Source organism: Bacteroides faecis (assembly GCF_020091505.1).
GTDB classification, from domain to species: domain Bacteria; phylum Bacteroidota; class Bacteroidia; order Bacteroidales; family Bacteroidaceae; genus Bacteroides; species Bacteroides faecis.
Window position 1 is genome coordinate 2,482,780 of record NZ_CP081916.1, and the last position, 15,120, is coordinate 2,497,899.

At 44.0% G+C, this 15,120-nt stretch carries 8 protein-coding genes; 2 read left to right on the forward strand and 6 right to left on the reverse strand.

The features are described 5' to 3' along the window. Positions 1-121: 121 nt before the first annotated feature. Positions 122-3,091 carry a glycoside hydrolase family 2 protein gene (locus K6V30_RS09490; protein WP_055268717.1) on the reverse strand — a complete coding sequence of 990 codons (2,970 nt, stop codon included), beginning with the start codon at positions 3,089-3,091 and terminating at the stop codon, positions 122-124. Between the two features lie 87 nt (positions 3,092-3,178). Then, entirely contained in the window at positions 3,179-7,477 is a 4,299-nt protein-coding gene (locus K6V30_RS09495) for a hybrid sensor histidine kinase/response regulator transcription factor (protein WP_055268719.1), read from the reverse strand. 377 nt (positions 7,478-7,854) lie between these two features. On the opposite strand from K6V30_RS09495, the gene K6V30_RS09500 reads away from it, so the two are divergent. Next, positions 7,855-7,998 carry a hypothetical protein gene (locus tag K6V30_RS09500; RefSeq protein WP_224207283.1) on the forward strand — a complete coding sequence of 48 codons (144 nt, stop codon included), beginning with the start codon at positions 7,855-7,857 and terminating at the stop codon, positions 7,996-7,998. A gap of 63 nt (positions 7,999-8,061) precedes the next feature. Here the strand turns inward: K6V30_RS09500 and K6V30_RS09505 are convergent, their stop codons facing one another. The 4 genes from K6V30_RS09505 to K6V30_RS09520 form a co-directional block, all read right to left on the reverse strand. Further along, entirely contained in the window at positions 8,062-8,712 is a 651-nt protein-coding gene (locus K6V30_RS09505) for an HAD family hydrolase (RefSeq protein WP_055268721.1), read from the reverse strand. A 201-nt stretch (positions 8,713-8,913) separates the two neighbouring features. Next, positions 8,914-10,590, reverse strand: a complete 1,677-nt coding sequence (locus K6V30_RS09510; RefSeq protein ID WP_055268723.1) for a glycoside hydrolase family 43 protein — start codon at positions 10,588-10,590, stop codon at positions 8,914-8,916. A 165-nt stretch (positions 10,591-10,755) separates the two neighbouring features. Beyond that, positions 10,756-11,988: a DUF4861 domain-containing protein gene (locus K6V30_RS09515; protein WP_055268725.1), complete on the reverse strand. Its 1,233-nt coding sequence runs from the start codon at positions 11,986-11,988 to the stop codon at positions 10,756-10,758. Positions 11,989-12,291: 303 nt separating this feature from the next. Beyond that, complete coding sequence (locus tag K6V30_RS09520) at positions 12,292-13,908, reverse strand: glycoside hydrolase family 28 protein (RefSeq protein ID WP_055268727.1); 1,617 nt, start codon at positions 13,906-13,908, stop codon at positions 12,292-12,294. A 353-nt stretch (positions 13,909-14,261) separates the two neighbouring features. On the opposite strand from K6V30_RS09520, the gene K6V30_RS09525 reads away from it, so the two are divergent. Then, positions 14,262-15,119 (forward strand): enoyl-ACP reductase FabI, encoded by an 858-nt coding sequence (locus tag K6V30_RS09525; RefSeq protein ID WP_010536785.1) that lies wholly within the window; start codon positions 14,262-14,264, stop codon positions 15,117-15,119. Position 15,120 lies beyond the last annotated feature (1 nt).

Consider the following 15,120-nt stretch of genomic DNA (forward strand, 5'->3'; position numbering starts at 1 on the left):
GGATGTGGCAAAACTCCCCTCTCAGCAAAATCACCCTCGCTACAACTATCTGTGGCGAGGGTGATTTTTAATTTATAAGGGTCTTTACAACCCTCTTTTTTATAAATGAGAATGTTTTATTCTATTTGATTGTTTCCAGAAACTCTATTTCAATAATTCTCAGATTAGCATTATTTTTGTTCGCTTTCGCTTCGAGTTCCATATCATTTGCTGCTTTTGCCGCTACCTCAGTAATCTGTCCGAAAGCATCCTGATCGCTGGTATTACCTTTCAGACGGATGGTAATTTGATTGGAACGTACCGGCTTCTCCACATTTAAATGAACATATCCCAGACTTTTATTCGTATCTCCACTCCAGATCATGGTATTACCGGCAAATACTTCCAAAGGATAACTGCGTGAACGCCATCCATTCAATTTGATACAGATATCATCTATTGCAGCTTCTTTTTCGAGCGTATATGTAATCCATGCGGTGCTGAGTTTGCCGTCATTCATCCATTCGCTTCTTTCATTATCATCGCAGCTCTGGTCTACAGTCTCATTGTTGGCTCCGGCTTTGGCGGATACAATTCGTATATCCCGTTTCGTATCCTTGTAAGATGGGGTAAGGGGAGTCTTACCTTTATCCAGATTACCTTTCAGAGTCATCTGAGGCAAATACGTACTCAGTCCGTTGCTAACTTTGACGGGAAGGGTTTCTAATGTAATTGTAGCGCTGGGAAGCCCTTCTGCTTTAGCGGTCAGAGTGATTTTACCGGCTTGGGTAGTGCTGCGGATCAGAGCACGGTTAATACCACATTCCACTGGGAGACTGGTATTAAGAATATAATTGTCTTTTCCTTGTGCGATACCTCCACGCCATTCAGCATTTCCCTTCAGGTCGAATTGGATGATGCGATTATCGAGCGGACAACGTTTTCCGTCTTTGTCTACCACTTCTACTTGTATGAGCGCCAGGTCGGCTCCATCCGCATGGAATCCTTCCGGGTTTTGTATAGTAGTCAGTTTCAGTCTGGCAGGTTCACCAACGGTGCTTACTGCATAGCGACTTATTTCCTTACCGGCCTTGTTGTAGCTGACAGCTTCCAGTTTACCGGCTTTAAAAGCAACATTATCAAAGGTGAACAGGAAATTATATTCGCGTTTGCCTTTACCTAGCGACTGACCATTCAGGAAAAGTTCTACTTCTTCCCCGGTAGATACTACATAGACAGGTTTCACAGTATTTGCCGGATAGTTCCAATGGCCGATGATATAGGTATTATCCTCTTCCGTATCTACCCATCCGTTCCACATGACCTGATGTGCAAAGAAAGCATCCTTTTCGATACGCATAGGGTCTGTTACTCCACTTCTTCGATAGTTTTCTTCACCACGGTGGTGTGTGTTGGTATCCGAGAATATAATTTTGGCACCTCCGGAACTGACTCTGCGACCTGTTCCCGGACGTTCGCGCCAATAATCATACCAAGTGCGGATCATTGCTATAGCCAGCATATCCTGATTGTGGTTATAGTCTGTTGCAGGTTGATTACGATGTAGCGGACCATCTCCTTCTTTGTGGAAAGGATAGCTGTATTCATCCCAATATTTTCTCAGACCCTCGTCGCGGCAATATTCTGTGGCCCACATCGGATGGTGTACGCTCTTGTTGATATAAAGCATTTCTCCGCCATATTCTGCTTCACGGATGTCCAGCATCTCACGAGAGCCGATAGCACGTCCGCCAAAAGGATCGTATTTATCGCGGATAGCTTTCATCTCTATCATATGTTCCTTGCTGATACCTTTGTTTCCACATTCGTAGAATAAGATACTCGGATTATTACGGTTGTAGATGATCGCGTCGCGCATCAGTTCTGTGCGCTGGTCCCATTGGCGTCCTGTACGGTCTTTCTCGGAGTCTCCTGCCGGCATTGCCTGAATCAGACCTACGCGGTCGCAGGATTCCACGTCTTGTTTCCATGGGGTAACATGCATCCAGCGTACCAGATTGCCATTGCCTTTTACTACCAGCCCATTAGAGTAGTCACTTAGCCACGCCGGAACAGAGAGGCCCACCGCCGGCCATTCATTACTGGTGCGTTGTGCATACCCTTTCATCTGGATCACACGGTCGTTCAGCCAGATTTTGCCTTCTGCAAATTGTGTCTTGCGGAAACCTGTACGCGTACTTACTTCATCAAAGACTTGATTCTTATTGTCTTTTAAAATCGTTTGAACAGTATAAAGATACCCATATCCCCAACTCCAGAAATGGAGGTTATCTACTTTGGAAGCAGCTTTCACTATTTTAGTTTCGCCACCTTGTAAGGTTACTTTCTCACCTTCGAAGCTTTTCACCTGTTTGCCGTCAGCATCCAGCAAGACTACCTGGTAGCTGAGTTGGCGTGGTTCACGACTGTCGTTTTTTACTTCCGATTCTGCATGGATGGTGGCAGTGCGTCCTTTTACGTCGATATCTTTAGCATAGATATAAACTCCGGTAGTTTTCAGATTACTGTATAAAGGAAGAGTCTGATACACTTCATCTGTAACGTACAAGAATACATTCTTGGGCAGGCCGCCGTAGTTTGCGTTGAAGTTACGGTCGTTCCACTGGAATTTGGAGTTGGTACTTTTTTCGCGATACATCCAGTCATTATCTGTACGTACTGCCAGTACATTGTCCCCTTCTTTGATGTAGGGAGTCAGGTCGAAGCCTACCGCCATTACTCCGTTTTCATGTTTGCCCAAATATTGCCCGTTCAAATAGAAGTCACCGGCTTGGCGCACTCCTTCAAACTCGATGAATACTTTTTGTTTTTTACTGGAAGCCGGAATTCGAAAATGTTTCCGATACCATACCACTGTGTCCGTCAGCTGTTCGATAGATACTTTGAAGGCTTCGTCTTCATTAAAGGCATGCGGTAAAGTGACTGCTTTCCACCGGCTATCGTCGAATTGAGATTGTTTAGCTTCGGGAAAGTCTCCGATTTGCAGACGCCATTCACTGTTGAAATTGTATTTTTTGCGTTCGAAAGCGTGACTATCAACAATAGCCAGCACTGCAAACAGAAATACAAATAAAAAGAGTTTGTTTCTCATGATTTGTTAATGATTAATTTTTCATTGGCAAAGAAAGCACATCAGTCCAATAAACACCCTTTAAATTAGTACGGAAAACATGTAAGATCATACGTCGGTATCATTTGTCGGTGTATTTTCACCCTCCGGCAGCTTTTTCCGATAGGCGGAAGGAGATACCCCGAACTGGTTTTTGAAACATTTGCTGAAGTAGAACGGATCATTGATACCTACGCTGTAGGCGACTTCGGCTATAGTGAGATCTTCTGTCAATAACATTTCAGCAGCTTTTTTCAATCGCATGACACGTAAATATTCATAAGGAGAATAACCGGTTACTCCCCGCACTTTTTTATAGAACACAGTACGCCCTAATCCCATTATTCCGGCAAAGTCATTGACCGAAAATTCTGTGTCGGTCATGTGCTCATTCAATACCTCATTTAGTTTCGCCGAGAACTTCTGATCCTTGTCATTGGTACAAATAATGGAATGAGCCAATCCCGGTTCGTTGGAATATTTTTGGCGCAGTTTATCCCGTAGCTCGATTAACTTGAAGATTCTTGCCAGTAGTAAAGAGACATTGAATGGCTTCGTGATATACGCATCAGCTCCGGATTCAATTCCTTCCTGGTATTTCTCTTCTATATCGAGAGCAGTCAGTAATATGATGGGGATATGACTGGTTGTAAATTCATTTTTAAGTTTGCGTGTCACTTCAAATCCGCTCATTCCCGGCATCAGGACATCACAAATAATTAAATCTGCATCATACGTGCTTGCCTTTTCAAACCCGGATGTTCCGTCGGCAGCTACTTCTACTTCAAAGTAAATTCCCACTTCTTCTTTTAAGAATTCGCGGATATCAGTATCATCCTCTATAATCAGGACTTTGCGTTTGTTCAACGGATCGACAGGAGGCTGGAAGGTATCTTCCGGCTTTTCTTCCCGGATAAACTCTTTGGCATGTTGTTGCTCCTCTTCTTCGATTAATAGCTGGTTGGGGACCAGGAAATCTTTCTCTTGATAGATTTCTGAATTAGTTGGCAGTATGACGGTAAAGACGGAACCTCCCCCTTCATTATCCTCATAGCTGATGCTGCCTTTGTGTACATTGACCAATTCATGCGTCAAGTGGAGCCCTACTCCGACACTGCTGTGGGAGAAGCTGCTTTGCATAAAACGCTTGAACAGTTCGGAACGCTTTTCTTTAGGTATGCCAATTCCGTTATCTATTACTTGGATGCGGAGTTGTTGCTTGTCTTCCAGAATGTCTACTTTGAATATAATCTTTCCATTAGAAGGCGTGTACTTAAAAGCGTTGGACAGTAGATTATAGGTAACCTTGTCTAAGTTGCCTTTATCAATATACATTTTATAGGAAGGTTGTGACGGTTCGAAGCTGAAATCCATGTGTTTGGATTCGCTTGTATCCTTGAAACTCAGGAATATTTCATAAAGGAAAGCAATGACATCCGTCTCTTCCAGAGATAAAGCCAGTTTGCTTTTCTGCATCTTTCTGAACTCCAGCAGCTGATTGATGAGACGTAGCATTCTCCGCGTACTTTTATCCATCGTTCTTAAAGGACGCTGCATTTCTTTCGGAGGATTCTCTATATTGACCAGCTTGTTGAGAGCACCTTGAATTAAAGTAAGCGGAGTACGGAATTCGTGAGATATGTTGGTGAAGAACTCCAGTTTATATTCAGTCAATTGCTTCTCAATAGCGATGCGGTTACGCAGCCGGTTGAAATTGCGTATGATGTGGAAACTGAAATAGCCGGCAATTCCAATCAGTACCAGATAAATCAGATAGGCCCAGGTTGTCTGCCAGAAAGGAGGGGCTATTATAATCTCCAGGGTGCTTTCTTTTCCCCACATTCCGGCTACGTTACAAGCCTTCACCTGTAGCTGATATTTGCCGGGAGGAAGATTGCGGTACGTTGCCAGATTCTGTGCCGAGGGAATACTCCATTCCGAATCATAAGGAGGCATCCGATAAGAATATTTGGATGCTCCGCTTAAGAAATTGAAGGTTGAAAAAGCGATGACAAATGAATTCTGGTAGTGTTTCAGTTTTAATTCACGTGTATAAGACATTGTTTCGTCAAGAGGTGAATCTTCCATGCCGGGCAGCATGTGTGTGCCATTGATATGGAGTCCCGTAAATACAGTCGATACAGGCTTTTCCATGTTTTCTACTTTATGGGTGTCGAGAGCTACCAGACCGTAGTTCGTTCCGAAAAGCAGTCTTCCGTCGGTGTTTATGCAGGCTGTATTCTCAGAGTACACATTTCCCAGTGTATACGAAGAGAAATAATAGTTCTCTATTTGCTTGGTGGCGGGAGTGAAACGGGAAATGCCATATTCGGTTGCAATCCACATTTTATGGTCTTGGTCTTCCACAATGGATTGTATAACCCCGTTGGGCAATCCGTCTTTCATACTGTAACAATCGAAAGTCAGATGCTGGTAGTCGTCTCCCGGATTACAGATAGCAAAGCCTGTTCCCGTTGTGCCGATCCACATGTTTCCTTCGTGATCATTTACCAGACAACGGATTTCATTGCTGGGGAATGTTTCGTTAACGTGGTTGTAAAGTATATAGTTCTTGGGTGCGTGGATCAGTGAATCCGGATGGAAGATATAAATACCGTTGTTGGTACCTACCCACATCATGCCGTTGCGGTCTTCCTGAATGACACGTACCCGTTTTTCCCCATAACTGTCTTGAAAGAAATGCTTGAATTGATAGCCGTTGTCTGTTTTGACAGCCAGATTCAGTCCTCCGCCAAATGTCCCTATCCACATCCGGCCTTTGCGGTCACGGTAGATTAAATACACATTGTCGTTTGATAACGAGCCTGGGTCTTTGCTGTTGTGCCGGTACCATTGGTCAGGGCCGATACGCAGCCCTATACCACGCATGCCTAACCAGAGTTGTCCTTCGTTATCTTCGCACATACTGTATACGTTATGTGTGAACTTCTCTTTGCGAAGTATGTTTTTCAGTCCGGCATCATACTCATATAAGGTACCCATGCGGTTTGCCATAAATACATTCCCGTTTTTACCCCGTAAGAGCATACGGATGGTGTTGGAACGGTCGGAAGCATTTTCACCGTTCGGATAGATACGCAACGTACCTTTATTCAGAATTTCGAGATGGGATAATCCGGAAAATTCGGAACTGACCCAGATACCCCCTGAACGGTCTTCAATGATATATTGCAGATAGTTGGAATTGATGTGGCTGGAGTGACTGACTTCGAAAGTGAAGTGTTGCAGACCACCGGTGTTCAGATCGTAGGCAAAGAGCCCGTTTCCATAAGTCGTAATCCAGATGATATCCCGCGAGTCATGGATAATAGAGTAACGTTCCACATCGATGTATCCCAAATGTTCGGATGAAAGAAACTGAAAGGGTTTGATATCCCCTGTGCTGGTATTGACATACCATACATTGCCGGTATAGTTGTGTACCCATGCATTCCCTTTATTGTCTCTGGTGACATTACCGTTTTTTATATTCAGGCGGGAGAACCGGCGCAGTTTTCCCGTAACGGGATCCAGGATGTAACTGCCGGTGGCGGTAAACATCACCCATTGATGTTGCAGGCGGAGGCTTCCGGTGATAACACCTGTATCTCCGAGTTCGGTTAACGAAGCGATTTTCTCCAGTCGGTTATTGGAAAGAGAGTGGCGGTAGATTTCTTTTTTTCCGGTAATGATGCAGGTATATTGGTCATAAGAAAAGATATGTTCCCAGCTTTCTCCCTGTGTATCCATTGCTTCCAGTTTGCCTTCATGGTATTTCCATAATCCTTGCCTGGTTCCTATCCACACATGTCCGGGACTGTCATTGCTTTCGTAGACAAACAATACCTCATCAGAAGATAGGTTGCCTAATTCTTTTTTGTATGCCTGCGACGAGAACTGGCCATTCTGATAGACGACACGACGACATCCGTTATTGTTATCCCACAACCAGATAGACTGGTCGGATGCTATGATTTTTTTCGAATAGCTCTGTTTGTATTCTCCGCAACCGGTGAAATCGACGAAACGCCCATGTTTTAAATCGTAACAGCTATACAAAGAAGAGAGAGTGGCGATCCATAAAAAGCCGTTAGAATCTTCTTCCATATTCCGGATGCGCGGGTCGGCCAATGAAACCGGCAGATTAGGGTCCGGGTAGATACTGACAAAAGAGTTACCGTCATAATAGCTTAATCCGTTGACGGTTCCCATCCACATAAATCCCTTGCTGTCCTGAAACATATATCGGATGGAATTATTCGCCAGTCCGTCACCGGTAGTCAGTTTGTTCGAACGTATCTCGACAGATGCATGTACTGAACTGAGATAGAAAGATAAGAATGCGAATATCAGCAGTGCATTTTTCATATTTGATTTCTACGATTCTACATTATTATTAATGGTTACAAAGTTAATTTTCTTTTTAGAATAGAGGATGTAATAGCGTACGGAAAAACAAGGAAACGATGTATTATCGTTCATTCTTGATGTAAATCTCAGGTGAAATACGATTTTCTAGGCTTTGTGTACGTATGTACATTCTAAACTATAAAGAAAGCTGTAATTTAGCGGCATGAAAACGGTAACTGGAAAGAAACTCCCGTTACGGTGTATTTGTTTGATGGTAGAAGAGAGGAGTCAGGTTACACAGAAGCACACAATTAACAGTAAAATGGAAATTAGTTATCAATAGGTTTTAAAATACAGGCAAATGAGGAAGCATATAGGTATTAGTCTTTTTTTTTATGGGGTGTTTCCTGTCTCTTTCGGCTACGAATTATTTGGTAGCTACCAACGCTGATGATTCAAATGCAGGCACGCTTGACAAGCCTTTTGCCACCTTACAAAAAGCGCAGTCAAAAGCCCTTCCCGGAGATATTGAGGAATGACCGTAGGGTGTATCTATGCCAATATGACTTGCATAGAGATATCGTACGGTCATTCTTCTTATACTATAGAATAAGTTTTTTGATTTCTCCGGCAGTATCTGCAATATACGAAGGATTGAATTCCTCCAGTTCCGTACGCGGACGAAAACCCCATGTCACTCCACAAGCAGTTACTCCTGCATTAGCAGCCGTTTGCATATCCACGCCGGAATCACCTACGTACAGCACTTCTTCTTTGGCTACTTTGGCAACTTCCAGAATATCGGATACAATAATCGGATCGGGTTTAACTTTGACTTCTTCCCGTTGTCCGAGTACAGCTGTAAAATGAATTTCCGGGAAATAGTGGTCGACTAATTTTTGAGTGGCTGCCTGATACTTGTTGGAAGCTACGGCAATCTGGACACCTGCATCCTGTAAGTATGAGAGCAATTCCGGAATACCGGGATAAGGGCAGCTGTCATCGGCATTATGAATGTCATAGTAAGGGACGAATTCCTTGCGTACGCGCAGTACATTCTCTTTGGACTTTTCTTCTTCCGGCAAGGCACGCTCAAAAAGTTTGTCGATGCCATTTCCTACCATGAAGTTATATTTCTCGATCTCATGTGTGGGATATCCTAACTTATTCAAGGCATAATTTGTACTATGTGCAAGGTCGGCAATGGTATTTAGTAATGTACCATCCAAATCGAAAATGACTAGTTTCTTCATTGAACTTCTTGTTTTAAATGTTAATCCTGTTTTCCTTTCTTTCTGCTTACAAAGATAGGAATAAAAAACGGATTACTGATAACTGTAGAATGCTCCAGTCAAGGCATCTGGAGAAGAGGCCGTGCCAATGCGATGGCACAGTTGTGCCAACCTATTGTCACTGCTTGCGCAATGCCTTCTTACTGAATCCGGATCAATAGGTTATTTCTTTGTAATCCGGAACCAGTCTACATCTGTCCATCCTCCATCGTTGGTAACTATAGCCGGACGGGTACAGAACATGCCGACTTTGGTGCCAATCCATTGTCCTTCTTTAGCTTGGAAAGGGTTGCCTAATGGAGAGAACTTCTTTCCGTCAAGACTATAGCTGAAGTTGCACATTATAATGAGGTCGTTTCCTCCTTCGCTGGCTTTGATCTTTTTACCGTCACAACTGAAGCGTACCTTTAGATAAACTGTGTTTTGAGTAAGATCGGTTGAAGAGTTTGTCTGTTCCGGTTGTCCCTTATCTGCTTTTTTACATTCGATTTGGGACAGAACGAGACCTTTGTCCGTGTTTTCCAAGATCAGTCCGGCGTAGTCTCTGCCCATTACTACCAAACCTGTACGTTCACCTTTCAGTTTGGGGTTAGGCGTAAAGGTCAGTTTCATTGTGGCGGTGAAATTGTCGGAAGGAGTTTTTTGTAACAACAGGTTAGCTACATCCCACAGATTCTTATAATCCTGTGGCACCGGATAAGAATACAGTCTGACATAACTTTGGTCTCCGGCATAGTATGCCCATTTTTCATTGATGTTTGCATGCCACTGCCATTGCGGAGAGAGCGTATATCCGTCGAATTCGTCACTTTCTTGCGGTGTACAGATGGGATATGTCTTTCCTACATTCGGTTTTTGGTAGGTCAATACCGGTTCGCCGCAGCCGTCACCATCCTTGTCGATACCTATTACAGGCCAGTCATTCACCCATTTCATAGGTTGCAGGTGGACAAGGCGACCGTAAGCGCCTACATCCTGGAAGTGGAAGAACCAGTCTTCTCCGGAAGGAGTATCTACCCAGGCTCCCTGATGAGGTCCATTGACGGGAGAATCACCCTGCGCCAGTACAGTCTTCCATTCATAAGGACCATACACATTCTTAGAACGGAGCACTACCTGCCAACCGGTTGGCACACCGCCTGCCGGATGGAAGATATAATAATAACCGTTTCTTTTGTAGAACTTCGGGCCTTCACACGTCTGGTGTGCTTCGTGACCGTCGAAGATAATGCGTGAGGGCGTAATGGCTTTGGTCGCCTCCTTATTCAATTCACAGATGGTGATTACACTTTTCAGTCCGGCGCGGCTTCCCGCATAGGCATGTACCAGATATACTTTTCCGTCTTCATCCCACAGCGGACAGGTATCGATGATTCCTTTTCCCGGTTTTACCAGAACAGGTTCCGTCCACGGACCTTTCGGGTCTTTGGCTTTTACCATGAAAGCGCCTTGATCCGGATCTCCCCAGAAGATATAGAACTCTCCGTTGTGATGGCGGATACTGGGTGCCCAGACACGGTTGCCGTGTTCCGGACGTTCCGGTGTTTCAATAGGAGTGAGGGCGTAGGGAACCGCGGCTCCGATGATCGTCCAGTTCACTAAATCCTTGGAATGTAGAATCTGCAATCCCGGCAGACAGTTGAAGCTGGAAGAAGTCATATAGAAATCATCTCCTACGCGGCAAGCGTCCGGATCGGAATAATCGGCATAAAGCACCGGATTTTTGTATTTACCGTTTCCGAGATCGGAAACCCATACTTCGGATACATAGTTTTTCTGTGCCACTGCTGTAAAAACAGTCAGCAGGCAGAAAGCTAAAGTCTGTGTCAATCGTTTCATGATATAGGTATAATAGTTTAATATTTAAAGATTCAATCAGCGTTTCTCCATGGGGCAAAGGTAAAAAAAAGACTCCGCACAAAGGAGTAATAATTGTGCGGAGTCGGTATAAAAACTGGTAAACACTCCGGTATTTGATTGTTTAGTTGTATTTGTACGCTCTGTTTAATGAATATCTTTTATTTTCACCGTTACCGGATGTGCCAGTTCTTCTTTCCATTCACGGAGGTAAGCAAACCATGCTTCCGATGTTTTATATCCGAAAGTTTCTTTCATAGAAGTGAAAGTGGTGTGATACTGTAAGTATTTGCTTCCCGGAGATGTGATGGTGTAAAGGTAGTTGTCTTTGTCTTTCTCTTCCGATTTTACATATCGTTGGGGAATGCAGGTGCCAAGTCCTACTGTTTCTTTGGCATATTTTACGGTATCGTTTACCGGCCAGTCTGTTCCCCAGCTGCCGACAAGTCCTTTATGATCCGAGTAAGACTCCGCAGTACCGACAATATCCTGAACGCCTGTACAGAACACTTCGTTTTTGATAGGTTCGTCGAAGAACGCCTCAATACGAAGATCACGGTGGCCGGCATAGAGTGTGTAACGGGTCATCATGTCCAGCTCCGCATTTTGATATTTCCAGCCTGTCACTTCGATTTCTGCAATGACACGTACCGGACCGTAAGAGATGATACGCTCCGTGCGGGTATCTACAGGAGTTATATGAGTTGCTTTTTTCCCGTCCCATCCTTTGAAAGCCCCCGGACCACAACTGTCGAATACTCGGAGGACATCGTCACCGAATCCTCTTGCCAACTGTTCATCAGTAGGGTAGAACTGAGATTCTTTGATCTCCAGTCCTTTATTGAACTTACCGTAGATATCCGGAGTCTGTTTTTCGTTAAAGTAAAGACGATAACCTACCAGTTCCGATTCCAGTACCGGACCATGAGGGCGAACCATACTGTATATGTTGCTGGTGCCGGGCACAGTAATCGCTTGCACCGATTGATGCTTTCCTTTTCTCGGGTCGGCAATAAACATTTCGGCATAAACCCGGGCCGGATAAGTCTTCGTACTCTTTTCGGAAGACAGTGTGACCTGAAAGGATTTTCTACCGTGAGCAGGGAGGCTGGTGACGAATGCAAGTTCGTCCATCTTGCGGTCTCTGTTCAGGTCGTCCAGCTGAGAAGGGATTTCAGTACTTCCTTCCATGACTACGGCGGACTTTACTTTAAATCCGGTATGCAGATCATGTAAATTGATTACTACCGGTTCATCCGTCTTTGCCCGGTTCCAGTTATTATTTACTTCTACAGTAATGGTTTTCTCCTGTTTTTGAGCCCAGGCAGATAAAGAGCAACATCCGGTAAGGAGTGCTATGATAAAAATATTCTTCTTCATGATTTTAATACATGATGTGATACGTCGTATTTCTCTTTGCAAAAGTAGTTGAAAAAATAGCAGACCGGCTTATCTTTGGAGGATAAATTAGTCTGCTATTTGAGCTTTTTACTCTATATAATGATTTTGTGGTTTTCTGCGATTAACCACAGACGCCATAGATTAATGCTGATTATTTTATTCTCTTAAAAACGTAGGTTCAAACAGCTCTCTGCAAAATGAAATAGGATTAGTCTACGTTCCTTAAAGCTTTCCCTCTCTCTAAAACCAGCATTTATAACTATGTATCTGTGGTGGAATCTCTTATTTGAAATTCAATATCTGTCCTTTTGCGTCAATCTCTTCATAAGTTTCGCCGTCGACTTTCAGGTTTCTGGCACTCTTGACGTTCAGAATATTCTTTCCTTTGGTGGATTCTACATAAATATTTTCCAGTGTGACACCGTCTGCCTGGCTGATAACAACCCCGTCGGTAGCTTCCGTCATTACCACGTTCTTCACTGTTACGTTGCGGATAGGCATTTCCGGAAGTCCGTTGAAGAACATTGCCCGGCCCGAACCTCTGCAAATAATATTGGAAATATGGATATCACGGAAGGCGGGAGTCTCTTCGGTAACAGGAGGAATCGCTGTTTTCATACGGCTCAGCAGATCTTCTTCCGATTCTTCTCCGGCTCCTTTGCCACCATAGAACAGGTCGAACAGTAGCGGTTCGTTCGGTATATTGATCATGTTGATGTTGTTGATATAGATATTTTCTACAACACCACCCCGTCCGCGGGTACTCTTGAAGCGCAGACCTACGTCAGTGCCCAGAAAGGTACAATCTTCTACATAGATGTTCTTCACACCACCGGACATTTCGCTGCCTACCACGAATCCGCCGTGTCCATGCAACACTGTATTGTTTTTTACAATTACATTCTGACAAGGTTCTCCGCGACGACGACCGTTTTCGTCTTTACCGGATTTGATACAGATCGCATCATCTCCCGCATCGAATACACTGTTGATAATCAGCGCGTTCTTGCAAGATTCCAAGTCGAGTGCGTCTCCGTTCTGAGAATACCAGGGGTTGATCACCTGAATATTATTTACCGTAATATCTTCGCAAGATAGCGGATGTAAACACCAACTCGGTGAGTTCTTGAAAGTGACACCTTCCAACAGTACCTTTTTACTTTTTACGAAACTGAGCAATACCGGACGCAGCCATGCACGGATTTCATTCCATTCTTCGTCTGTATTGATGCCTTCGGGTACATTAAAGTCTTTACAAGCCATTGCACCTTTCAGCGAACCTGCCGTAGGGTACCAGATTCTTTCCTGCGCATCGAGCACACCGCCCGATTTTACCAGTTTGTTCCATTGCGAAGCAGTTAGCTTTTCCTTCTTCACCGGGCGCCAGCAATCTCCGTTGCCGTCAAATATTCCATATCCTGTGATGGCTATATTCTCGGCGTCGCGTGCTGAAATCGGTGATTGGCAACGGCGGGTGTCCAGTCCTTCGAAAGAAGTCGGGATAATAGGATATGCTTCGAAGTCCCCCGTAAAGAGTACCAGTGCATTCCGTTCCGTATAAAGATTCACGTTGCTGAGCAGTTCGATAGGGCCGGTCAACCAGGTACCTTCCGGGATAATCACCTTACCTCCGCCACGCTGGTTTACCTCTTTTATAGCATCATTGATGGCTTTCGTATTCAGGGTCATTCCGTCCCCTTTGGCTCCGAATTTAGAGATATTTACCTCATAAGCGGGAAAAACCGGCTGTTGCACTTTCGGCATATCGAAAGGTAAATTCTGGTAAATGGCGTCGTCTATTGCGTTCTCGCTTATTGCACACTCACTTTGTTTGCATCCCGAGATAAACGGCAAACAACATACGACCATCCAGAGGAGTCTTCTTGTCATTGTGTTCATTTAGTAACTATTTCTATAGGGTTATACATTTATTGTTTTTCTGGTATTTCTCTTTTCTGATTGCTAAGATGGTTTTCTCATAACGCTTATCTCCCTCGGCAGGCGACCTCTCGCAGGCGGCCTGCCGGAAAGGAATAAGACCAATTCATGTTAACCTAATTCTAACCTTAAATAAATATTATGAAAAAACCTCTTAATTATCATTGGCAAAGATAGGGGGGAAACTGCAGGCGGATGTGGAGTTATTGATAGAATACGTGTATTTTTTGTCATTTATGTCTAATATTTGCACACTTCTCGTGTTTTTATGCAGAAAGATACTATCTTTGCACAAAATTTAACTATTAGAAGATATGAGTAACAACTTGTTGAAAGGAAAAAGAGGAATTATCTTCGGTGCCCTGAACGACCAGTCTATCGCCTGGAAAGTAGCAGAGCGTGCCGTAGAAGAAGGTGCGATCATTACATTATCAAATACTCCGATGGCTATCCGTATGGGAGAAGTCAATGCATTAGCTGAAAAACTGAACTGTCAGGTAGTGCCGGCAGATGCTACCAGTGTGGAAGATTTGTCGAACGTATTCAAGACATCTATGGATGTACTGGGTGGACAAATTGATTTTGTATTGCACTCTATCGGTATGTCTCCTAACGTGCGCAAGAAACGTACTTATGATGACCTTGACTATGGAATGCTGGATAAAACATTGGATATTTCAGCTGTTTCATTCCATAAAATGATCCAGTCTGCCAAGAAGCTGAATGCTATTGCAGACTATGGTTCTATTGTAGCTTTGAGTTATGTAGCTGCACAGCGTACTTTCTACGGTTACAATGACATGGCAGATGCCAAAGCATTGCTGGAATCTATCGCACGCAGCTTCGGTTATATCTACGGACGTGAGCATAGTGTACGTGTGAATACGATTTCACAGTCGCCTACATTCACTACAGCCGGTTCGGGAGTGAAAGGTATGGATAAACTGTACGACTTTGCTAACCGTATGTCTCCGCTCGGAAACGCAACGGCTGACGAATGTGCCGATTATTGTATCGTCATGTTCTCCGATCTCACCCGTAAGGTGACTATGCAGAACTTATTCCATGACGGTGGTTTCTCCAGCGTAGGTATGAGTCTTCGTGCAATGGCTACTTACGAGAAAGGACTGGATGAGTACATGGACGAAAATGGTAATATCATTTACGGATAAA